A 22,199-nucleotide genomic window follows, 5' to 3' on the forward strand; every position below is an offset into this window, starting at 1 on the left:
TTGACTTTAAAGGCAATAAACGAAAGAATTGGGTCAAAAATTTTCTGGAAACAAAGATGAATCTCCCCAAAATCGCCCTAGTCCTTTACCCCGAGTTTAATCCGTTGGTTTTTATTCCGCCGCAAATGATTTTTACGATGGAATTAGAAGGTGAACCATTGTTTGAGTGTAAAACTGTGGCAGAAAATCGCTCGCAAGCGGTGGGAATGGGCGGAAAAATTGCCATTTGTGCTGATGCTGATCTCAGTTGGGCGGAAGAAGCGGATTTAATTGTGATCGCTGGTTGGACAGATTTGGATACGCCACCTTCGGCTGCGTTAAAAAAATTACTGCAACAACGCTATCAACAAGGGGCGACGATTGTTGGATTGTGTTACGGCACTTACGCCCTTGCTTATGCTGGATTGTTAGATGGTAAAACAGCATCAACCCATTGGCTTGCCGAGCCTGATTTTGCCCAGCGTTTTCCGCAAATTCAGTTAGATATGAATGCATTGTATGTGGAACAAGATAATCTCATCACCTCCGCAGGGTCAATGGCTGGGGTGGATTGTTGTTTGGCGATTGTGCGGAAATTTTATGGGGTAAAAATCAGTAATCGCTTGGCTCGTTTGCTGGTTTCTGCCCCCCATCGTGAAGGCGGGCAAGCGCAGTTTATTGAACAACCTATCGCTCAACGTACCAATAATCAGAATATCAATGAATTGTTGGCGTATTTACGGGAAAACTTGGCACATTCCCACAGCATTGATGAACTGGCTACTAAATTAGCCATGAGTCGCAGCACTTTTACCCGCCATTTTCGCAAAGCAACGGGCATGGCGGTCGGGCAGTGGCTGATTGAAGCACGCCTACAACGTGGGCGAGAGTTGTTAGAAAGCAGTGATTTGAGTATTGAACAAATTTCAGCGGAAATCGGTTTCCATACGGCGGTGTCATTTCGGCAACATTTTAAAGCCAAACATTGCGTCAGCCCGAATCAGTGGCGGAATAGTTTTGCTTAAGCAAAATAGATTCACAAATCTAAATTTATAGATATAATCAGGTGGTTTTTAATTTAATGAGGAAAGCATATGAAACTCTCGTTACTTAATCTTGTGCCAGTGCGAGAAGGTCAAGATTATCATGCCGCTATAGCATCAATGGTGCGTCTTGCGCAACATGCAGAAAAATTAGGGTTAGAGCGTTATTGGATTGCAGAGCATCATAATATGAAAAATCTTGCTAGTTCTGCGACTGCGTTGTTAATTCAACATACTCTTGCCAATACTCAGACCTTAAAAGTCGGCTCTGGTGGTGTGATGCTGCCTAATCATAGCCCTTACATTGTGGCTGAACAGTATGGTACGTTGGCCACACTCTACCCAAATCGTGTGCAAGTTGGTTTAGGGCGAGCGCTGGGAACGGATATGCAAACGGCTTTTGCATTACGCAAAAATCGTCAGCATGCGGATTTTGCGACAGAAATCGCAGAACTCAAAGGCTATTTTGAAAATACCAATGAGGTTTCAGCTTACCCTGCTGCGGGAATGGATTTACCTTTTTATATTTTAGGTTCAAGCACGGAAAGTGCCTTTTTAGCTGCTGAATTAGGTCTTCCATATGCTTTTGCTTCACACTTTGCACCACGCATGCTTGAGATGGCCGTTGAGATTTATCGTTCGCATTTCAAACCGTCAGAAGTGTTAGCTCAGCCATATGTGATTATCGGCGTGAATGCTATTATTGGCGAAAGTGATAAAGAAGCTGAGCAGCTTGCCACAACGCAAACGCAATTTTTTATGAACGTGGTAACCAACGGGCAGCAACCATTACAACCTCCGTTGGAAAATGATAATGCTGCTTGGCAGCAAAAATATGCTGGGCGTAATACGCATTTTGGCCCGTTAGAATTAGCTACAATCCCAGCTTACTATGAAGGACGTGCTGTAGTGGAGCAGATGACAGCATGTTCTCTGATTGGTAGCAAAGAAAGTGTTGCACAGCAATTAAAAGCACTTAAAGCGCGGGTAAATTTTGATGAAATTATGGCGGTAAGCTATATTTTTGACGAAGAAAAACAATTCCGTAGCTATAGCTGGCTAAAAGAAATTGTTGAGCTGGCAGAGTAATTGCACTATTTGAAACATCAACACGCCCTAATATTAAGCGCTCTATTTTCGCGGTTTGCAAAAAATCGTTGAAAATGGGGCGCTTGCTTGTTTCTGCTTATGGCGTTTGTACAAACTGAATTAACATTTGTGCGAACGCATGCGGATTTGCTTGATGAGTGTTGTGCCCAGCCTGTTCAATCAGTTGATAATGTAGCTGATATTGTGTTGCCATCTGGCGGAATTTTTGATCTTTTTCACCAATCACAAAACAATATTTTACTTGTGCAGGTGGTAGCAGTAGTGGCTGTTTGGCTAGGCTGGTAGCGCGTAGCATCTGCGCAATGAGTTTGCCGTCATTCTTTTGCCGCTTTTGTAGAAATTCTGCCCGCTTGCGGGCATCGAGATCGGCAAAGACAGCTTGCTGATACCAATCTTTTAGCACCTGCTCTATCGGCTCATATTGAAAGCGTTTTGCCCACTCATTGTCATTTTGCCAGCGGCGTTGGCGTGCTTGTTGGCTGGCTAAGCCGACATTTGCCCCTTCTAGCAATGCGCCTTGTAAATGAGGATTATGCATATGGCAGAGGTAATCCAGCGCCAGTCGTCCACCGAGTGAGTAACCCACAAGGTAGAAAGGCTGATTGCCAAGGCAATGTTGTAGTGTTTGATGCAGTTGCTGACGAACCTCAGCAAAGCTACGGCATGCAATATTTGCACTGTGGTGGTGAAACGGCAGATCAATGGCAAGCGGGCGAATTTCAGAGATATTTTGCAAAACGGAAAAAACCTCAGCCCAGTCTTCACGAGAACCGAGTAGGCCGTGTAAAAAAACCACTGGCGTGCCATGCGCCGCCAACCATTGATACGCAAGCATTAGTCTATGGACGCTCGAGAAATTTGTTCAAGTAAGGATTTATATAGACTGCTTCCTTCTTGATCGTTTACTTTTACCTCCACAATCGTCACCCCTTTACGTGCATATGCTTGTTTTAATTTTGTGCCTAAATCTGCCCAAGTGTAGGGACGCAGATATTCTAAACCAAACATGGTTGCAATTTGAGAAAACTCTAAATTATGCGAGAGACGATAGAATTTATCTTTGGCGCTTGGTTCGACTGGCAGCATATCAAAAATCGCCCCGCCGTTGTTGTTGATAACAAACAGAATAGTCGGTTGGCTGATTTGACGTAATAGAGCCACAGAGTTGAGATCATGCAGCGCTGAAACATCGCCAATCACGGCAATGGTTGGTAAGCCGTTACCTTTTGCAATCCCTGCTATAGTTGCAATTAAGCCATCAATACCACTTGCGCCGCGGTTGGTATAAATAGCTTGCCCTTCGGGTAATTTGCATAAAGCATCAACTAAGCGTACGAATAAGCTGTTACCTAAGAATAAATTGCTATTCGGTGGTAAGACTCGCTCAATATGGTGTGCAAGTGAAGCTTCATTCAAATTGCCTCCAACCTGTTGCTCAATAAAGGTTTCACAGAAGTTAGATAATGCCAATGGCTCAAGCAACCAAGGTTTCTGGCGTAATGGTGGGTGTACACGCGTAAAATGGTGTGCTTTAGCAATAAAACGGGTTTGATGATGAGCAAATTGATTGAGGTAATCTTGGCTTTCATCCACCAACCAAAATTCGCCTTTAAAGTGTTCTAGAAATTGATTGACACGTTTGCTGACAATTTGTGAGCCAAATTGGATTACAATATCAGCCTGTAGTAAACGTTGCTCAACAGTTTTATTTGAAAGCCAAATATCCGCATAAGGTAGAGTGGCTTCAATACCGGATTGAACATCACTAATTAAGCACCAACCAAGGGTTTCTGCCCATTTTGCCAATCCCATTCCTTGCTCTAATGGCAGTTTACCTACAACGACAACACCACGTTTCGTGCGCCAGTAGTCCCAATTTTCATGCATAAGCACATCTTGTTGGGTGGGTTGATGATCGAGCCATTTTGCCTGAGGTTGGCTAAGCCAACGTGTAATTGGCGCAAGCCATGCATCACTGCCAATCACTTCTTCATTGGCGTTATACAATGGTTCTGCAAATGGTACATTAATATGCACAACCCCTTTTTGATTGGCTTGTTGGCCACAAACTTGTTCTACGCTTGCAACTAACCAATTTGCACTAAACACTTGGCTCGGTTTAGGTAAATTGAGGCTGGCAACTGGGTATTTTGCAAAAATATGCTGTTGCTCAATCGCTTGATTAGCTCCGCAACCAATTAATTCTGGCGGACGGTCTGCGGTTAGAACGATCAGGTTATGATGCGTGATTGATGCTTCTATTACCGCTGGCAATAAATTGGCTACAGCAGTGCCAGAGGTGACAATAATGGCAACGGGATCTTGCGTTGCTTTTGCCAAACCGAGTGCGAAAAAGCCGAGCCCACGTTCATCAAAATGGCTGTGGCATTCAGCAATACCTTGCTTTTGTAAATGCAAGGCTTCTAAAGTTAATGGGGTAGAACGTGAACCGGGAGCGATACAGAAATGCTTAACACCATAACGGGTTACTGCATTTAAAATTACTCTTGCCCAAGTTCGGTTAAAAGTTACTGTGTTGTTCATTGTTGCTCTCTATTTCAGATAAACTGCTCAATCGGCAGTGACAAGCGGTATGATTTTGCAAAAAAATAAGCAAATTAGACCGCTTGGTTAATTATTTCATCTGTGCAAAAGCACGATCAGCCGCGACAAGCGTTTGTTCAATATCACTATCTGTGTGAGCCAAACTCATAAAGCCGGCTTCAAATGCCGAAGGGGCAAGATAAACGCCTTGTTCAAGCATTTTGTGGAAGAAGGTGTTAAATGCTTGTACATCGCATTTTGTTACGTCGGCATAGCTTGTCACGTTTTCTTGCTCGGTAAAGAAAATGCCGAACATACCGCCGACATACTGCACACAAAGTGGAATGCCGTGTTTGTCTGCCGCTGCTTTAAAGCCTTTGGCTAAGCGTTCGGTCTTTGCTGCAAGTTGTTGCTCATTGCCATCTTTACTTAACTCAGTTAAACAGGCTAGCCCTGCAGCCATTGCAATTGGATTGCCTGAAAGTGTGCCTGCTTGGTAAACCGGGCCAGTTGGTGCGATAAATTCCATAATCTCTTTTTTACCACCAAATGCTCCCACAGGCATACCGCCACCAATGATTTTGCCGAGCGTGGTCAAATCAGGGGTTACGCCGTAGTAAGATTGTGCGCCACCGAGTGCGACACGGAAACCTGTCATCACCTCGTCAATAATAAATACTGTGCCATACTGCGTGCAAAGTTCACGTAAACCTTGCAAAAATCCCTCTTTTGGTGGAATGCAGTTCATATTTCCAGCCACTGGCTCAATGATTAAACAAGCAATTTCATTTGGATATTGTTCAAAAGCAGCTTTGACGGAATCTAAATTATTGTATTCACAAGTTAGTGTATGTTTGGCAAAATCTTCTGGTACACCCGGTGAACTTGGTTGCCCGAGTGTTAAAGCACCGGAACCTGCTTTAACGAGTAAGCTATCCGAATGTCCGTGGTAACAGCCTTCAAATTTAATGATTTTATCTCGCCCAGTGTAACCACGCGCTAAACGGATTGCTGACATTGTTGCTTCTGTACCACTGCTTACCATACGTACCATCTCAATACTTGGCACGAGCTTACAAACGAGTTCTGCTAATTCAATCTCTTTTGCCGTTGGTGCACCAAAGCTTAATCCGTGTGGCACGGCCTCTAATACCGCATCGATAATTGCAGGGTGGTTATGCCCTAAAACCATTGGGCCCCAAGAGCCAACATAATCAATATATTTTTTGCCGTCAGTGTCAGTAATGTATGCCCCTTTGGCAGAATCAATAAACACAGGCGTACCGCCTACACCTTTAAAAGCACGTACAGGTGAATTTACCCCACCTGGGATAACTTTTTGCGCTTGTTCGAATAGGGTTTGAGATATGGTCATATTTTATCCTTTTTTGAATTTTATTTTTAAGAGCGGCACGATGTATCCGCCCCTACGGTTATTTTGTAAATTATTGCCGTAAAACTATCGCTTTTTATACGCCCAAACCATTATCGCTGCGCCACCAATAATCATCGGTAATGAGAGCATTTGCCCACGGGTGATTAAATCTGCTGTGGTATTTACGGTTGGATCGATTTCTCGTACATATTCCACCACAAAGCGGAACACGCCATAGCCTATTAAGAATAGCCCTGCGACCGAGCCTGTTGGACGAGGTTTACGGATAAAGCAGTTTAGAATAACAAACAATACTAAACCTTCTAAAAAGGCTTCGTATAACTGTGATGGATGGCGAGGCGGGCTAAATGAACCGTCCGCATATTGTTCTACCATTGCCCAAGGTACATTGGTGACCCGTCCCCATAATTCGCTGTTGATAAAGTTACCTATACGCCCTAAGCCTAATCCAAAAGGAATTAGTGGTGCGATGAAATCGGCGGTTTGCCAGAAACTGCGGTGTTGGCGATAGCTTGTCCAAATCATGGAGACGATAACCCCAATTAAGCCACCATGGAATGACATTCCACCTTCCCAGATGCGGAAAAGGAACAGCGGATCAGCAAGGAGTTGCTCAAAGTTGTAAAATAGTACATCGCCGATACGCCCGCCCAGTACTACACCGAAAAAACCGTTATACAGCAGTTGATCAACTTGTTCAACACTCCATACACCGTTAGAGGTTTTGGCACGCTTTGTGCCAAGCCAGTAAGCAAAAGCAAAACCAAGCAGATACATCACGCCATACCAACGTAATGCGATTGGACCGATTTCAAAGATAATAGGATCGATTTTAGGGAAAACGAAAAACTGGTTCATGCGATTCCTTATTTCAAAAACATATTTAATGCAATTAACATGAGCATAATGGCAAAGGCTTTTTTCAGTGTCGCAACCGGTAATTTATTTGCCATGCTAGCACCGATTTTTGAAGTAAAAATTGAGGTGGCGGCAATGCCAAATAGTGCGGGCAAATAAACATAGCCAAGTGAATATTCCGGCAGATTTGGATTTTTCCAGCCACTGATTATAAAGCTAATAGTTGCCGCAGCGCCTAACAAACAGCCACAGAAAGAAGATGTGCCAATCGCTCGTTTTAATTCCACGCCACGGCTATTTAAAAACGGCACAATAAAGGCACCACCTGCAATGCCGGCAAAGCTTGATAGCACACCTATTATTCCTCCGCCAATAAGCATAGATTGTGTTGTCATTGGTTTGGTTTCGGTTTGCTTTGGTTTCAGTGCCAAGAACATTTTGATTGCCATATAGAGCACCAAGGTGCCAAAGATCTTGGTCATTATTTCTTTTGGTAAATCGCTAACCAGCAAACCAGAGATAAATACTGCTGTCATCAATGCAGGCACAAAAAATTTTGCGACAGACCATTCAACATTGCCTAATTTATTATGGCGTTGTGCTGCGGAGAAAGTCGTGAATACGATAGTGGCAAAAGAGGTACCGAGTGCAATCGACATCAGTAATTCATTTGCCACACCCATTTTGGGTAATAACCAGACCAATGTTGGTACGATAATCATACCGCCGCCAATACCAAATAGCCCTGCTAAAAAGCCCGCGACTGCGCCAAGAATTAAAAAGCTGATAAAAATCATTTTTTCCCCTTATGAAAACGGGCTTTTTGTCCGTCATATTTTTCATTGCGAAAAGGCCGTTTTTCACCACGTTCTTCCCGCCCTCTCTCTAGTTCGGCGCGTTTGCTTTCATTCATTAGCACTTGAGCAAACTCTTTCATAACTTTGCGATAGACATCTCGTTTAAATGAAACCACTTGGCGTACAGGGTACCAAAAACTCACCCAGCGCCAGCCATCAAATTCTGGTGTTTTGGTTGTGCCGAGATTAATTTCGCTCTCTTTGCCTGTCAGCTGTAGCAGAAACCAACGCTGTTTTTGCCCGATACAGACCGGCTGCCCACTAGGGGCGTCATGACGAATTAAGCGTTTTGGCAATTTGTATTTTAGCCAATACTTCGATGCCCAAAGTAAGCGCACATCTTTTTTAGATAAACCAACTTCTTCATAAAGCTCACGGTACATTGCAGATTCAATGTTTTCACCTTCGTGAATTCCTCCTTGTGGAAATTGCCACGAATTTTGTCCAAACCGTTTTGCCCAGAGAACTTGCCCCTGTTTATTACAGATGACGATACCAACATTTGGGCGGTAACCATCGAAATCGATCAATTTAGACCGCCTTATTTTTTTAAATTCAAAATGGCGTTGATTGTTTCATAATTCGCCCTTTAGAACAAGGCGGAAGCCCAAAACAAGCGGTTAATTTTGCTTAAAAATTTACCAAAGTGGATAAATCTGTGGATAAGTTGAGTATTCTCAGAAATTGGTTTGTGGATAACGGTGGTAACTAATTGATCTTGAAAAGGATCTTTTTGTGGTATAACGCTCTAGACAAGCTCGTCAGACTCTGGATAAATCACCAGAAAAGTGGTAAAAAACAGCGGAAAAGCTGGCAAAAAGATCAAAGTAGATGCATTAATCATTTAAATGAGCGATCAGCGCAGGATCTTATCCCCATTGGCTGGGGATAAAATTGTGATAATTGTTGAAAGAAATCGTGTATAACTCAGAATAACTATTGAAATAAATAATAAAATTCAATAAAAACAAATGGTTATGTGTTTGTGGAAAAAGAAGGATAAGTATGGTTGTTTTTTGTCCAACATAATTTCTTCCCCAAGATAGGGGAAGAAGGTGAGGGATCAAGCAAGAGCGGCTAACGCTGCTGCGTAATTTGGTTCTTGCTTAATTTCAGGTACAAGCTCGCTGTGTAATACTTTGTTATTTTCATCTAATACAATCACAGAACGTGCGGTTAAACCTGCTAATGGGCCTGTCACTATTGCTACACCAAGGTTTTTTGCGAAAGTATTTGCTCGGAAACAGGACAACGTTTTAGCGTTTTCTATGCCTTCTGCGCCACAAAAACGAGCTTGTGCAAAAGGTAAATCGGCGGAAATGCAGAGTACCACCGTATTATTCAAATTAGCCGCTTGCTGGTTGAATACGCGCACAGAAGTTGCGCAAATACCAGTATCAATGCTTGGGAAAATGTTTAGTACCTTACGTTTGCCAGCAAAATTGGCTAGTGAGACATCGCTTAAATCGTTTGCGACTAAGGTGAAATCAGCCACTTGGCTATCTTTGGTAGGGAAAGTGCCTGCAATTTCAATAGGTGTGCCTGCGAGAGTAATTGTTGTCATAGGAATGTTCCTTTTGGTGAAGTTAAAATATGAGGAGCTGTTACCTATTCAAATTTATTTATTTGACGAATAACAGCCTAGCTACTATAGCGTTTTTTCGTCATGCTGAAAACGAGGACATATTAATTTAAGCAATAGGCATTTTAAGGGATCTCAGCTATACTTAACCCCATTTTTTCCGTTTATTCAGGAGCAGGCTATGTTAAAGGTTTTGCGTGTAATTGCTGTGGTATTCGCAGCAATATTTATTTGTCTTTTCGGGACAATCTATGCTTTATTACGTGGGCGTCATCCAAGTAGTGTTGGCGTGGTTGCACGCCTATTTGGGGCATTGCACCCATTAGTTGGCTTAAAGGTGATTACTCGCAAAAAACCAGAATTTAATCAGCCAGCGATCTATATTGGCAATCACCAAAACAACTACGATATGCTTACCATTGCGGCTATGGTGCCGGAGCGCACGGTGAGTGTCGGTAAAAAAAGTCTGATTTGGATTCCATTTTTTGGCTTGGTATATTGGGCAACAGGCAACATTTTTATTCACCGTGAAAAGCGTAGCAGTGCAATCAGCACCATGAATAGAGTGGGCGAAATCATTCGTGACAAGCAGGTTTCTATTTGGATGTTCCCTGAAGGCACACGCAGTCGCGGGCGGGGGCTATTACCATTTAAAACAGGGGCATTTCATACTGCTATCGCTGCAGGTGTGCCGATAGTACCAGTTGTGTGTTCGAGTTTACATAATAAGGTAGATCTTAATCGTAAAGATAATGGTATTGTGATCTGCGAACAGCTTGATCCGATTTCAACAGAAGGTTACAACCGAGAGAATTTAAAAGAGTTGATTGAGCGCTGCCACAGCGTGATGGCAGCTAAAATTGCACAATTGGATCAAGAAGTAGCGAGATTAGAACAAAAGTAGTATGAAACTTTCCCGTCGTCAATTTTTACATCGAGCCACCTTAGGTAGCGCTTTCACTTTGTTACCTCCACCTTTATTAGCGAAGGAACGCCCGAATTTAAGTATTCCGCCATTAATAGAAGTCGGGAGAGGGCGCCCTGTGCGTTTAGATTTTCATCCTGCGCAAACCCAATTTGAAGCAGGGAAATGGGCAGATGTTTGGGGCGCGAATGGGCAATATCTTGCGCCAACGGTGAAAGTAAAATCAGGAGATTTTGTTAAGCTAACCTATGCAAACAGCTTGCCACAAGTTTTATCAATTAACATCCAAGGCCTACTAGCTCCAACAGCGATGATTGGGTCGAATCACCGTCAGCTTAAGCCAAATAGTAGTTGGTCGCCTATTGTCAATATTCAGCAAGCGGCTTGTACCTGCTGGTATCATGCTGATACGATGCTCAATTCTGCACCTCAACTTTATCGTGGCATTGCTGGACTGTGGATTATTGATGATGAAGCAAGTAAACAGGCAAAATTACCGAATAAATACGGGATTAATGATATTCCGTTGATTTTACAAGATCAGTTATTGGATAAAAATGGCAAGCCGGTGTTTAGTGCGAATGCTCCGTTCTTGGCTAAACGGCTATTTGTTAATGGGAAAGAGAACCCTAAAGTCACGCTTCCCCGCGGCTGGGTGCGCTTGCGTTTAGTGAATGCTTCGGTGTCTCGTCACTATGCTTTGCAGCTGGATAATGGTAAGCCGTTGTATGTTATTGCAACCGGTATCGGTATGCTTGCTGAGCCACTTGAAATGTCTGTTGTTATGTTAGCACCGAGTGAACGGGTTGAATTATTAGTGGATCTCAATGAGGGAGAACGCGTAGCACTTTTGACAGGTGAAAAGCGTTCAATTTTGCACACCGTGGGGCAATTTTTTCAAGACAACCATGAATTGGTTGATAATGTGGTACTTGAGATGCAGCCAGAGGGCTTACCTTCGGCGCTAAATATAGAACCACAACTGCCAGAATTTGATTTAAGCGCATTTAATTTAAAGATTGCGCAAGAACGAAAATTTGAACTGCGTGTACAAGATGCATTAATTAATCGCCAACGTTTTGATCCGAAACGAATTGATGCCGAAGTGAAACTTGGTAGTGTAGAGCGTTGGTATATTTTGGCTACGGAAACTATTGGTTTTACCCTACAAGGGGCTAAATTTGTATTGGAAACACGCAACCGTAAACCACAGCCACATAAACAGCTGGCATGGCGAGATACCGTACGTATTGAAAAAGATGAGGAGGTAACATTGCTAGTCAAATTTGAAAAAATGGCGGAAGCACATTTACCATTTACTTTTGGCGCAAGCGATTTTAGCTTACGTGATAAAGGTTTGATGGGGCAATTTATTGTCAAATAATATACAAGCGGTCGGATCTGTACATTTTTTTACGAAAAAAAATGTAAATCTTGCGATTATGCTGTCATTCACTGTTAGAATAACCCGAGTTTATTTCAGGCAATAATAGGGCAAGTCCCTATTTTTATGTTTTGAGCGCAGCACTAAACGGAAAATAGAGATTTGTACTGATATAGGAAACGTTATGACTACTGAATATTTAGATTTTGAACTGCCGATTGCAGAACTGGAAGCCAAGATTGAAGCGTTGCGTTCGGCAAGTAGTGGCGATGCAGAAATTAATCTTGATGATGAGATTGCTCGCCTTAAGAAGAAAAGCGAAGAATTAACCAAAAAAACTTTTGCTAATTTGGATGCATGGCAAATTTCACGAATGGCACGTCATCCAAGCCGTCCTTATACATTAGATTATATAGAACGTATTTTCACTGAATTTGATGAATTGGCAGGTGATCGTGCATTTGCTGACGATAAGGCAATTGTAGGGGGTATCGCGCGCCTTGATGGCAGACCAGTGATGGTTATCGGTCATCAAAAAGGACGCTCTGTGAAAGACAAAGTCAAACGTAATTTTGGTATGCCGGCACCAGAAGGATATCGTAAAGCATTGCGTTTAATGCAGATGGCTGAACGTTTTAATATGCCGATTATCACTTTTATTGATACTCCGGGGGCATATCCAGGCGTGGGAGCGGAGGAGCGAGGACAATCTGAAGCGATTGCCCGTAACCTGCGAGAAATGTCGTTACTCAAAGTGCCTGTGATTTGTACGGTGATTGGCGAAGGCGGTTCAGGCGGAGCACTCGCGATTGGTGTGGGTGATAAGGTCAATATGTTGCAATACAGTACCTATTCAGTTATTTCGCCAGAGGGTTGTGCATCCATTTTATGGAAAAGTGCTGAAAAAGCTTCAACTGCAGCAGAAGTGATGGGATTAACCGCTACGCGTCTAAAAGAATTAGAACTGATTGACAATATCGTGCCAGAACCTCTAGGTGGGGCACATCGTGATTTTGATCAGATGGCAGCAAGTTTGAAGCAGCGAATTCTTGCGGATTTAGAAGATCTCTCACCATTGGATACCGAGAATCTGCTGGATCGTCGATATGAACGCTTGATGACTTACGGTTATGTTTAATGGCAAGCGGTCGTTTTTGTCTAAAAAATTGCAAAGCAAATTTTTTGTACAAATCGACCGCTTGTATTGCCATGAAAGGAATAGAATGAGAAAGTTGGGTCGATTATTCGGTTTATTAGGCAGTCTGCTGATAATAAGTAGCACACTGTCTGCCGAAGTGTACCATTTTAAGTTCAACCATCAAGATCGTTCGCAAGACCTCACCGAGTATAAGCCTATCGTGCAAGATGGTGGTACTGTGGCGGTAAATGGCGTGAAGATGAAAGGCTTTAATACCATTTTTAAAGACCCTCGCAATGCAGGGCCTAAGACTAACTATGCCAAACAAATCAACGCGAAGATTAAAGCCGAGTATTTAAAGCATTTTGAGCTGTATGCTATGCCAAATGGTGTGGTGTTTGTCCCAAAGGATTGGAAACTGGTTTACGGGGGTATTTCTAGTACCGGCGGCATTTTTTATACCTTTGTCCCTCCGCATGGTGATGATGGTTATCTCACGTTTTATCACAACGGCAGTTGCTTAAGTTGTGCCATGGAAAATGGTTCGCTATTTTTTAGTGAAGCAGCAAAGCATGCAAAAGATCACGATTTTAATACCTTTGAAAGTAATTTACCGCTGAATGTAGTGAAGATTAAGCAAGATTTGGTTTCTTATTATGCAGAATCAGGTTACTTACGTTTAGATGGTATCGCCTTTTATGATCCCTTTGCAAAAATTCCCTTTTGGAAAGCCGAAGTGAGTCTGCCGCCTATGCAACGCCATTTGGTGAATCCGTTACTTAATCAATTTATTACCAAATACAATTAGCTTCAGGAAGTTTTTATGAAAAATGTTCTCTCTATCCAATCTCATGTGGTGTATGGCTACGCGGGAAATAAGGCTGCTGTTTTTCCAATGCAATTACTCGGTGTAGATACTTGGGCATTGAATACGGTACAGTTTTCTAATCACACCCAATATGGCAAATGGAAAGGAATGGTGATACCAAAAGAGCAGATTGGGGAGATAGCCCAAGGTATTGCGGAAATTGAGGCACTACACGAGTGTGATGCCATTCTTTCTGGCTACATTGGTGCGGCAGAACAAGGGGCAGAAATTTTAGCGGTGGTAGCGAAAATTAAAGCGTTAAATCCCAATGCGATCTATTTTTGCGACCCAGTTATGGGACACCCAGATAAAGGGTGTATTGTTGCTCCTGGGGTTGCCGAGTTCTTACGTGATGAAGCTATGGCAAAGGCCGATATTATTGCACCAAATTTAGTCGAACTAAGAGAGCTAACGGGTTTACCAGTCTTGGATTTTGACGGAGCAATTGAAGCTATTCGAACAATTCTGGGCAAAGGTGTAAAAAAGGTGCTAGTTAAGCATTTAAGTCAAGTGGGCAAAGATCCAAGCCAATTCGAGATGCTACTTGCGACTCAAGAGGGGATTTGGCATATCAGCCGTCCATTGCATGAATTTAAGGCAAAAGATCCTGTTGGCGTGGGTGATTTAACCAGTGGTATCTTTCTAGCCAACTTACTCAATGGTAAATCTGATGTGGAAGCTTTTGAACATACTGCCAATGCGGTTAATGATGTAATGAGCGTTACCCAGCAAAGTGGCAAATATGAGCTACAAATTATTCAAGCCCGCGAGTTGATTGTTCATCCGCAAAGCCGCTATCAAGCGGTAAAAATTGGCTAAATTTTTGCAAAATTTGTGTAAAAATGCACCGCTTGTAAACCATGGTAAAGAAAATGTCGAACAACCACGAAACCGAAAAATCAACCACTTTTGTTGCAGAGCCGGTTCTTCCTCGGCACACAGACGAGCTGGAAAATGCCTCTGACGAAGAAGAAATGGCGGAAGAATTTGTTGAAAACGAAGTTGAAGAAAAGCCAAAGAAAAAGGCGTATTGGATTCCGACGTTGTTAAAATTATCCCTGCTTGGCGCTTGTTGCATCGGTATTTATGGTATTTATCTTGATGGCAAAATTCGAGCCACAATGGACGGCCAAATTTGGCAGTTGCCTGCGGAAGTATATAGCCGAATTGAAAGTATTCGAATTGAAGATAACCTCACCACTGACCAAGTGCGCCAAATGCTGATTGATTACGGCTATCGCGAGGTGAATAACATTATTACGCCTGGGGATTTTAAATTTGATGAGAAAAACCGCTTAGTGGTGTTGCGTCGAGGCTTTCAATTTCCTGAAAATCCAGAAACCCAGCGAGTGTTGCGTTTAACGTTTCTCAATGGGTATTTAGCACGCATTGAAGATTTAAACTTACTGCGTGAAATTGAAGAGTTCCGCCTTGATCCGAAATTAATTTCTATGATCCATTCGGATAATGATGAAGAGCGTCAAGCCCTACGTTTGCATCAATATCCGCAATTATTAATTGATGCTCTGTTATTAACAGAAGATAAACGGTTCTTCCAACATGACGGGATCAGTTTAATCGGTATTGCACGTGCTTTAAAAGCAAACTACGAAGCTGGCGAACGCGTGCAAGGTGCGAGTACTTTAACACAGCAATTAGTGAAGAATCTGTTTCTCACTCGTGAGAAATCCTTCGAGCGTAAGATCAATGAAATTCTGATGTCGTTGATTTTAGATTTCCGCTACGACAAAAATACCATTTTGGAAACTTATCTAAACGAAGTCTATTTAGGGCAAAATCATCAATATCAAGTGCATGGATTTGGTTTGGCGAGTCAATTCTATTTTGGGCGACCGATTAATGAAATCACGCTAAATCAAATGGCGTTATTGGTGGGTATGGTGAAAGCACCATCTAACTATAACCCATGGCGTTTCCCCGAGGCCGCCAAAGCACGACGCAATGTGGTGCTTTACGTCATGAAGGAAAATGGCAGAATTACCCAAGCAGAGTACGACTTTTTATCGCAGCAACCTTTAGCGGTGATCGATAAAGGGGGTTTTTATGTGCCGCAGCCAGCCTTTATGCAAGCCTTGAATATGGAGCTTAAACAGCAATTAGGTGAAAACCGAACAGCGTTATTGTCGAAAGGGGCAAAGATTTTTACCACGCTTGATCGCAAATTACAGCGTTCTGCTGAGCTTGCGGTTATTCAAGGATTGGAAGATTTAGAAAATTCCAGTAAGAAAATTAAAGATTTACAAAGTGCTATTGTGGTGGCGGAGTATCGCACAGGTAAAGTGCGCGCCATAGTTGGTGACAGAAATACGCAATTTGCGGGCTTTAATCGTGCCACGCAGACTAAGCGTCAAATTGGTTCAACGGTAAAACCATCTATTTATGCCATTGCACTCTCTGATCCGAAAAATTTCCGCTTAAATACCCCAATTGAGAACAAAACCCGCTCAATTAAAGTGGGAAGTACATGGTGGACACCAAAAAACTATGATGGACGCACAGGTGGTTCGGTGATGTTAATGGACTCTTTAGTGCGTTCATTAAATATTCCAACCGTCAATATTGGGATGAAAGTCGGTCTGAAAAATGTGATTGCCAAACAAAAAGAGATGGGCTGGGACAGCGTTGATATTCCGCCTTACCCATCAACCTTACTGGGTTCTTACTCGATTTCGCCGTATGATCTTACCAAATCTTATCAAACCATTGCCAATGAAGGAGTACGTATTCCTTTAACGACGGTGGAATCGATTATTGCACCAAATGGCGAGGTAATTTATCAGCCAAACCCTGTGCAAAGTGCGAAACAGGTATTGCCAGCGGAAGCAGCCATTCAAACCATGTATGCTATGCAACAAGTTGTTGAGCGTGGTACAGCACGTAGCCTACAGAATGAATTTGCCCGCTTACGCTTAGCCGGAAAAACAGGGACAACTAATGGCGCAAAAGATACGTGGTATGTTGGCGTAGATGGTGAGCATATTGCGACCGTTTGGCTTGGAAAAGACAATAATACCAACACGCATTTAACCGGCTCAAGTGGTGCATTACAGGTTTACAAAGAGTATTTGAAGCGCTCGCAGCCAACCGCATATCGCTTACCCGCAAATTCAAATTTACAGTGGGTTGGTATCAGTAGTTTTGGTTCTTGGGATTGCAGCAGTGCGAGAAAAATTCCTGTATGGCGTGATAAAGGACAGCGTTATTGTATAGGAGGTCAAACTGTTCAAGTGGGCAAACCAAGTGTATGGGATGCATTGTCGCTGACTAAAGATAGCATGAATAGTAACACTAAAGCAGAAGTCTCCGAGGATATGGCGGTTCCGGCAGAAGAAATTGCGCCAAGTGAGTAATTTATCCCTATTGATATAAGAAGCAAGCATAGTAAATATGCTTGCTTTTTTGTTTGTAAACTTGTTGTAATTATTTATTTACGGTGTAAATAAAATTTGATTTTTTGCATTGCTCTGCATAGAATGCGTCTTGGTTTGTTGAGCGTAAAAATAGTGAGGATAATTATGTTAAAAGATACTCAATGCGAATTCTTTGCTGATAGAGCTTTAAAATACAAAGAAGCTACAAGGCGTAGTAAAGATGTCTGGTAGGATGATTTACTTATTATGTATTCTTATCTTGCTCCCCAGCCGTCAGATATTATTTTAGAAATTGGTGCAGGAGCTGGATTTTTTTCTTTTCCTATTGCAGAAAGAATTGGGAGCGATGGTTTTTTATATGCATTAGATCCATCTGAAGAACAATTGGAGCCTTTTTTCGATAAAAAAATCAGCAATATTAAGCCAGTGATTTCCTCCGCTGAAAATTTTATTCTAGACAAGAAGGTTCACAAAATATGGAGTAGGGGGGGCGGTGCACCATATAAGAAATAAGACAGATGCATTTCTTTGCTGGAGAAAATATAGCGAAGACTCAGCTAAGATGTATATATTTGATATATTTACTCACAATAATACCGCTAAATTTTTTGATGCTTTTATATCTAAAGTCTGTATTACTGGGCATGAAGTTGCTTTTTTAACTAAAGAATTTGCAGATAGTCTATGTCACTTAACTGGATGGGGAGTGCCTAAATTTCATGATATTTCATTGAGATGGGTGTTCCATCATGAAAAAGAGATGATAGAGTTCTTATATCTATTACTGGGAATAGATGAAAGTACATCAGAGCAAGAAACATTAAACGCGGTCAAGAAGTATTTAGGTATAACTTATTATGGCAATAAAATATATTTGAACTGGGATATGACATTAATGATATGTGATGGAGAAATTTAGATGGAACAGCAAACATTATTTACTTATATTCTCACTTGTCTTGTTGCAGCGGGTACACCTGGTCCTGGTACACTCAGTGTTATTGTATATGGAGCAATGATTGGTTGGAAAAGGACTTTACCTGTTATTTTCGGGATTCAGGTGGGTATGTTTGCTATGGCCATTTTGGCTTTATCTGGTATTAGTGCAGTGATTACTACATCACCAATACTCTTTATTGCCTTACAGTATCTCGGGGCTGGATATATCGCTTGGCTTGGGATTTCAAGTTTGCTTGCTACTTATCGTCAGAAACAAAGCAGCAATATTGAGGCGAGTATACGAGATAGAGGAGGGAAAGGGAATTTTTACCATGGCGCGATTGTAACATTTGCCAGCCCAAAAACTTTACTTTTTTTTACCTCTTTTTTTCCCTTATTCCTAGATAGTAATCAACCTATTTTAGCCCAGAATATTTGGTTATTATTTATTTTATTGCTTTGCACTTTAGTGATTCATCTTATTTACAGCGCATTAATGAATAAAATGACAATACTGTTTCATCGGTATAATCAACAATTTAATGTAGGTGTAGGCATTATTTTTCTCGGTTTAGCGTTATATATGTTGTATGGGACGATGCTAAGTCACTAGAATTTCAGCGTACATCTGTTTATTTTTCTGGCTTTTTTGAGTCGAAAAGATTATATTAGCGAAAAATTGTTCGCTGAATATAATCAGGTTTAAATGGCTATGTCATCTCTCGATTTTCATTTTATCAATCGTTTTCGTCACCAAGCAGAAAAGTTGGCTCAACGCCCTGCATTGCGTTTTATGCAAGATCAGCAATGGGTAGATATGAGTTGGGCTGAGTTACAAAATCAGGTTAATCAACTCTCTTATGCTTTGCTTGCCAACGGTATTGGTGTACAAGATAAAATTGCAATTTTTGCCCATAATATGCCACGTTGGACGATCACAGATATTGGTGCGATGCAAATTCGCGCTGTAGCTGTGCCGATTTATGCAACGAATACGGCAAAGCAAGTGGAATATGTACTCAATGATGGTGATATTAAAATTCTGTTTGTTGGTGATCAGGAGCAGTTTGACCATGCGCTCGAAATAGCGCACAACTGTCCACAATTACAAAAAATTGTTGCGATGAAAGCAAATATTGAATTGCATCATTCTCCCCTTGCACAACATTGGGCTGATTTTATACAAGTGGAAGCTGATGAATCGTGTTTGCAACAGCGTCTAGCAGAAAAGCGTTTAGATGATCTTTTCACGCTTATTTACACTTCAGGCACAACGGGTGAGCCAAAAGGAGTTATGCTTGATTACGCCAACTTAGGGCATCAATTACAAGCACATGATAAAGCACTGCCAACTGTCGATGAAAATGACGTATCGCTCTCTTTTCTACCGTTTTCACATATTTTTGAACGCGCTTGGATCTCTTATGTATTGCACCGTGGAGCGGTGAACTGCTATTTAGAAGATCCTCATCAAGTGCGGGAAGCGATGGCAACGGTTCGTCCAACGTTAATGTGTGCAGTGCCTCGTTTTTATGAAAAAATTTATACTGCGGTGTGGGATAAAGTAAACCATGCACCGGTGCACCGCCGCGCTTTATTTAACTGGGCGATTCGCACTGCAGAAAATGAATTTCTTGGTAAAAAAAATGTGATTTTTCACCGCTTGCAATATCGTCTCGCGGATAAATTGGTGCTCTCTAAGTTACGCCATTTATTAGGCGGTCGAATTCGTATGATGCCGTGCGGTGGGGCAAAACTCGATCATTCAATTGGGCTATTTTTCCAAAGTATAGGTGTCAATGTGAAATTAGGCTACGGCATGACAGAAACGACAGCCACGGTTTCATGCTGGCAAGAAAAAGGCTTTAATCCAAATTCAATTGGGGTTTTAATGCCCGACATGGAAGTGAAAATTGGAGAAGAAAACGAAATTCTAGTGCGTGGCGGTTCGGTAATGCGCGGCTACTATAAAAAACCAGAAGAGACAGCAAAAGCCTTTACTGCAGATGGTTTTTTAAAAACAGGTGATGCAGGGGAATTAGATGCGGAAGGCAACCTTTATATTACCGACCGCATCAAAGAACTGATGAAAACCTCAAATGGCAAATATATTGCGCCACAATATATTGAAGGCAAAATTGGCAAGGATAAATTTATTGAGCAGATTGCGATTATTGCGGATGCAAAAAAATATGTTTCAGCGCTTATTGTTCCGTGTTTTGACAGCCTAGAAGAATATGCTAAAAAGCTCAATATTACGTATCAAGATCGCATGGAGCTGATTAAAAATTCTGAAGTCGTTAAAATGTTTGAACAGCGTATTAACGAGTTACAAAAGGATTTGGCAAGTTTTGAGCAAGTGAAAAAATTTACCTTACTTTCGCAAGCATTTAGTACGAAAATGGAAGAAATCACGCCAACACTGAAATTGCGCCGCAAAGTGATTTTAGAACGCTATAAAGCGCAGATTGAGAAAATGTATAAGTAGGGTTTCGGAATTTGCATTATTAATAAACCTAAATAAAATCGCCGCCAGCTTTAACAGCTTGGCGGTTTTGATTTTTGATTAAAGCTGATATAGTTAGCTAAATTTATCTAGGAGGCAAAGCCTCCTTCATTTTTAAGGATTATTCGTGTTAAACGATCTATTACTTTCTATTCCTTTTATGACTCAAGCGCGTGTCGATTTGGTGATAAATGGCTTTTTTCCAATGGTTAAAGCGGCATTTTTGGTTTCTATTCCGTTAGCCATTGCTTCTTTTGTTATCGGAATGGTGATAGCGGTTGCTGTTGCGCTGGTGCGAGTGACACCAGTAAATAGCTGGCTACATCGTATTTTTCTTTGGTTTGTCAAAGGCTATATTTCGATTATTCGTGGCACGCCGATGTTGGTACAAATTTGTATCGTATTTTACGGCCTACCTGCGGTTGGCGTGTATATCGATCCTATACCTGCCGCAATTATCGGGTTTTCTTTGAATATCGGAGCCTACGGTTCAGAAACGATTCGGGCCGCTATTCTTTCTGTGCCAAAAGGGCAGTGGGAGGCGGGTTATACTATTGGGATGAGCTATATCCAGACTTTCCGACGTATCATTGCACCGCAAGCATTTCGTGTCGCAGTGCCGCCACTGAGTAATACGTTTATCGGTTTATTTAAAGATACCTCGTTAGCCTCGGTTGTGACAGTGACGGAAATGTTTCGTGTCGCACAGCAAGTGGCGAATATGTCGTACGATTTCTTGCCCGTTTATATTGAGGCTGGTTTGATTTACTGGTGCTTTTGCTGGGTGTTATTCTTCATTCAAGCCAGATTAGAAAAACGCTTTGACAGATATGTCTCGAAATAAAAAGTCAGAGGCAATTTACTGTGTCTCTGGTCATAAATAGTGGTGTAAGCAGCACCTTACAATAAAGTAATTGTTATGATAAAAATCCGCAATATTCACAAAACCTTCGGTGATAACGCCATTTTACAAGGGATTGATTTAGATATTCAAAAAGGGCAAGTTGTTGTGATTCTTGGGCCTTCAGGCTCTGGTAAAACAACATTTCTACGCTGTTTAAATGCGTTAGAAATGCCTGAACAGGGCTCCATTGAATTTGAAGGGGCTGAGCCGTTAATGGTAGATTTTTCTGCAAAACCAAGCAAAAAGACTATTTTAAATTTGCGCCGAAAATCAGGCATGGTGTTTCAAAATTACAATTTATTTCCGCATAAAACAGCATTAGAGAATGTGATGGAAGGCCCTGTTTTTGTACAGCAGCAAGCGGTTGAAATCGCACAAAAAAATGCAAAAGCATTGCTGGCTAAAGTGGGATTAGCGGATAAAGTCGATCTCTATCCATTTCAGCTTTCAGGTGGTCAGCAACAGCGAGTAGGGATTGCACGTGCATTGGCAATTCAGCCAGAATTAATGCTGTTTGATGAACCAACTTCAGCGCTTGATCCCGAGTTAGTGCAAGATGTGTTGAATACAATGAAATCATTGGCAAATGAAGGTTGGACAATGGTTGTGGTTACTCACGAAATAAAATTTGCACTAGATGTAGCTGATATTGTGATTGTGATGGATGGCGGCAAAATTGTGGAACAAGGCTCAGCTAAATCACTGTTTGAGAACCCGCAGCATGAGCGGACTAAGCGCTTTTTACAGCAACTTAGATTGGAATAATTGAGATTA

21 protein-coding genes are annotated in these 22,199 nt (G+C 41.8%); 14 read left to right on the forward strand and 7 right to left on the reverse strand.

The annotated features are described in order from the left end of the window. Positions 1-56 precede the first annotated feature (56 nt). Complete coding sequence (locus EDC51_RS05625) at positions 57-1,004, forward strand: GlxA family transcriptional regulator (protein ID WP_131928408.1); 948 nt, start codon at positions 57-59, stop codon at positions 1,002-1,004. Between the two features lie 69 nt (positions 1,005-1,073). Beyond that, the gene (locus tag EDC51_RS05630; RefSeq protein WP_131928409.1) at positions 1,074-2,111 is read left to right on the forward strand and encodes an LLM class flavin-dependent oxidoreductase; all 1,038 of its coding nucleotides are present in this window, start codon (positions 1,074-1,076) and stop codon (positions 2,109-2,111) included. Positions 2,112-2,208: 97 nt separating this feature from the next. Here EDC51_RS05630 and menH read toward each other — a convergent pair whose 3' ends face one another. The 7 genes from menH to tpx form a co-directional block, all read right to left on the reverse strand. Then, the gene (menH, locus tag EDC51_RS05635; RefSeq protein WP_131928410.1) at positions 2,209-2,967 is read right to left on the reverse strand and encodes a 2-succinyl-6-hydroxy-2,4-cyclohexadiene-1-carboxylate synthase; all 759 of its coding nucleotides are present in this window, start codon (positions 2,965-2,967) and stop codon (positions 2,209-2,211) included. After that, a complete protein-coding gene (menD, locus tag EDC51_RS05640; RefSeq protein WP_131928411.1) occupies positions 2,967-4,676 on the reverse strand; it encodes a 2-succinyl-5-enolpyruvyl-6-hydroxy-3-cyclohexene-1-carboxylic-acid synthase in 1,710 nt (569 codons plus the stop codon). Before menD ends, menH begins: the two co-directional genes overlap by 1 nt. A gap of 91 nt (positions 4,677-4,767) precedes the next feature. Continuing rightward, positions 4,768-6,051 (reverse strand): glutamate-1-semialdehyde 2,1-aminomutase, encoded by a 1,284-nt coding sequence (gene hemL, locus EDC51_RS05645; protein WP_131928412.1) that lies wholly within the window; start codon positions 6,049-6,051, stop codon positions 4,768-4,770. A gap of 84 nt (positions 6,052-6,135) precedes the next feature. After that, positions 6,136-6,930, reverse strand: a complete 795-nt coding sequence (gene lgt / locus EDC51_RS05650; RefSeq protein WP_025290003.1) for a prolipoprotein diacylglyceryl transferase — start codon at positions 6,928-6,930, stop codon at positions 6,136-6,138. A gap of 8 nt (positions 6,931-6,938) precedes the next feature. Beyond that, complete coding sequence (locus tag EDC51_RS05655) at positions 6,939-7,727, reverse strand: sulfite exporter TauE/SafE family protein (RefSeq protein ID WP_131928413.1); 789 nt, start codon at positions 7,725-7,727, stop codon at positions 6,939-6,941. After that, a complete protein-coding gene (gene rppH / locus EDC51_RS05660) occupies positions 7,724-8,317 on the reverse strand; it encodes an RNA pyrophosphohydrolase (RefSeq protein ID WP_015433531.1) in 594 nt (197 codons plus the stop codon). The genes EDC51_RS05655 and rppH overlap by 4 nt, the downstream gene beginning before the upstream one ends. 533 nt (positions 8,318-8,850) lie before the next feature. Continuing rightward, complete coding sequence (gene tpx / locus EDC51_RS05665) at positions 8,851-9,351, reverse strand: thiol peroxidase (protein ID WP_025290001.1); 501 nt, start codon at positions 9,349-9,351, stop codon at positions 8,851-8,853. A 199-nt stretch (positions 9,352-9,550) separates the two neighbouring features. Between tpx and EDC51_RS05670 the strand changes: the two genes are divergently transcribed. The 12 genes from EDC51_RS05670 to EDC51_RS05725 all read left to right on the forward strand — a co-directional run bounded on the left by EDC51_RS05670 (position 9,551) and on the right by EDC51_RS05725 (position 22,190). Then, positions 9,551-10,273, forward strand: coding sequence for a 1-acylglycerol-3-phosphate O-acyltransferase (locus EDC51_RS05670; protein ID WP_064318596.1), 723 nt, complete (start codon positions 9,551-9,553; stop codon positions 10,271-10,273). A 1-nt stretch (position 10,274) separates the two neighbouring features. Further along, positions 10,275-11,678, forward strand: coding sequence for a multicopper oxidase domain-containing protein (locus tag EDC51_RS05675; RefSeq protein WP_131928414.1), 1,404 nt, complete (start codon positions 10,275-10,277; stop codon positions 11,676-11,678). Positions 11,679-11,862: 184 nt separating this feature from the next. Further along, positions 11,863-12,816, forward strand: a complete 954-nt coding sequence (gene accA, locus EDC51_RS05680) for an acetyl-CoA carboxylase carboxyl transferase subunit alpha (RefSeq protein ID WP_025289998.1) — start codon at positions 11,863-11,865, stop codon at positions 12,814-12,816. Between the two features lie 85 nt (positions 12,817-12,901). After that, complete coding sequence (locus EDC51_RS05685; RefSeq protein ID WP_170169271.1) at positions 12,902-13,624, forward strand: DUF4850 domain-containing protein; 723 nt, start codon at positions 12,902-12,904, stop codon at positions 13,622-13,624. Between the two features lie 15 nt (positions 13,625-13,639). After that, on the forward strand, positions 13,640-14,503 hold the full coding sequence (gene pdxY / locus EDC51_RS05690; protein ID WP_131928416.1) for a pyridoxal kinase PdxY: 864 nt from the start codon (positions 13,640-13,642) through the stop codon (positions 14,501-14,503). A gap of 155 nt (positions 14,504-14,658) precedes the next feature. Continuing rightward, entirely contained in the window at positions 14,659-17,055 is a 2,397-nt protein-coding gene (gene mrcB, locus EDC51_RS05695) for a penicillin-binding protein 1B (RefSeq protein WP_131928435.1), read from the forward strand. A 267-nt stretch (positions 17,056-17,322) separates the two neighbouring features. Then, positions 17,323-17,589 (forward strand): hypothetical protein, encoded by a 267-nt coding sequence (locus tag EDC51_RS05700; protein ID WP_131928417.1) that lies wholly within the window; start codon positions 17,323-17,325, stop codon positions 17,587-17,589. Further along, a complete protein-coding gene (locus EDC51_RS05705; RefSeq protein WP_131928418.1) occupies positions 17,570-17,995 on the forward strand; it encodes a hypothetical protein in 426 nt (141 codons plus the stop codon). Before EDC51_RS05700 ends, EDC51_RS05705 begins: the two co-directional genes overlap by 20 nt. Then, positions 17,996-18,628, forward strand: a complete 633-nt coding sequence (locus EDC51_RS05710; protein WP_131928419.1) for a LysE family translocator — start codon at positions 17,996-17,998, stop codon at positions 18,626-18,628. It abuts the gene before it with no gap. Positions 18,629-18,727: 99 nt separating this feature from the next. Continuing rightward, positions 18,728-20,503 carry an AMP-dependent synthetase/ligase gene (locus EDC51_RS05715; protein ID WP_131928436.1) on the forward strand — a complete coding sequence of 592 codons (1,776 nt, stop codon included), beginning with the start codon at positions 18,728-18,730 and terminating at the stop codon, positions 20,501-20,503. A gap of 145 nt (positions 20,504-20,648) precedes the next feature. Continuing rightward, a complete protein-coding gene (locus EDC51_RS05720) occupies positions 20,649-21,365 on the forward strand; it encodes an amino acid ABC transporter permease (protein ID WP_131928420.1) in 717 nt (238 codons plus the stop codon). Positions 21,366-21,440: 75 nt separating this feature from the next. After that, positions 21,441-22,190: an amino acid ABC transporter ATP-binding protein gene (locus EDC51_RS05725; protein WP_015433521.1), complete on the forward strand. Its 750-nt coding sequence runs from the start codon at positions 21,441-21,443 to the stop codon at positions 22,188-22,190. Positions 22,191-22,199 lie beyond the last annotated feature (9 nt).

It is taken from the genome of Bibersteinia trehalosi, assembly GCF_004346205.1.
GTDB classification, from domain to species: Bacteria; Pseudomonadota; Gammaproteobacteria; order Enterobacterales; family Pasteurellaceae; genus Bibersteinia; species Bibersteinia trehalosi.

Bases quoted from the DNA above. Each gene is read 5' to 3' on its own strand.
- EDC51_RS05625 (WP_131928408.1), top strand. From the start codon at position 57: ATGAATCTCCCCAAAATCGCCCTAGTCCTTTACCCCGAGTTTAATCCG.
- EDC51_RS05630 (WP_131928409.1), top strand. From the start codon at position 1,074: ATGAAACTCTCGTTACTTAATCTTGTGCCAGTGCGAGAAGGTCAAGAT.
- menH (WP_131928410.1), bottom strand. From the start codon at position 2,967: ATGCTTGCGTATCAATGGTTGGCGGCGCATGGCACGCCAGTGGTTTTT.
- menD (WP_131928411.1), bottom strand. From the start codon at position 4,676: ATGAACAACACAGTAACTTTTAACCGAACTTGGGCAAGAGTAATTTTA.
- hemL (WP_131928412.1), bottom strand. From the start codon at position 6,051: ATGACCATATCTCAAACCCTATTCGAACAAGCGCAAAAAGTTATCCCA.
- lgt (WP_025290003.1), bottom strand. From the start codon at position 6,930: ATGAACCAGTTTTTCGTTTTCCCTAAAATCGATCCTATTATCTTTGAA.
- EDC51_RS05655 (WP_131928413.1), bottom strand. From the start codon at position 7,727: ATGATTTTTATCAGCTTTTTAATTCTTGGCGCAGTCGCGGGCTTTTTA.
- tpx (WP_025290001.1), bottom strand. From the start codon at position 9,351: ATGACAACAATTACTCTCGCAGGCACACCTATTGAAATTGCAGGCACT.
- EDC51_RS05670 (WP_064318596.1), top strand. From the start codon at position 9,551: ATGTTAAAGGTTTTGCGTGTAATTGCTGTGGTATTCGCAGCAATATTT.
- EDC51_RS05675 (WP_131928414.1), top strand. From the start codon at position 10,275: ATGAAACTTTCCCGTCGTCAATTTTTACATCGAGCCACCTTAGGTAGC.
- accA (WP_025289998.1), top strand. From the start codon at position 11,863: ATGACTACTGAATATTTAGATTTTGAACTGCCGATTGCAGAACTGGAA.
- EDC51_RS05685 (WP_170169271.1), top strand. From the start codon at position 12,902: ATGAGAAAGTTGGGTCGATTATTCGGTTTATTAGGCAGTCTGCTGATA.
- pdxY (WP_131928416.1), top strand. From the start codon at position 13,640: ATGAAAAATGTTCTCTCTATCCAATCTCATGTGGTGTATGGCTACGCG.
- mrcB (WP_131928435.1), top strand. From the start codon at position 14,659: ATGGCGGAAGAATTTGTTGAAAACGAAGTTGAAGAAAAGCCAAAGAAA.
- EDC51_RS05700 (WP_131928417.1), top strand. From the start codon at position 17,323: ATGTATTCTTATCTTGCTCCCCAGCCGTCAGATATTATTTTAGAAATT.
- EDC51_RS05710 (WP_131928419.1), top strand. From the start codon at position 17,996: ATGGAACAGCAAACATTATTTACTTATATTCTCACTTGTCTTGTTGCA.
- EDC51_RS05715 (WP_131928436.1), top strand. From the start codon at position 18,728: ATGTCATCTCTCGATTTTCATTTTATCAATCGTTTTCGTCACCAAGCA.
- EDC51_RS05725 (WP_015433521.1), top strand. From the start codon at position 21,441: ATGATAAAAATCCGCAATATTCACAAAACCTTCGGTGATAACGCCATT.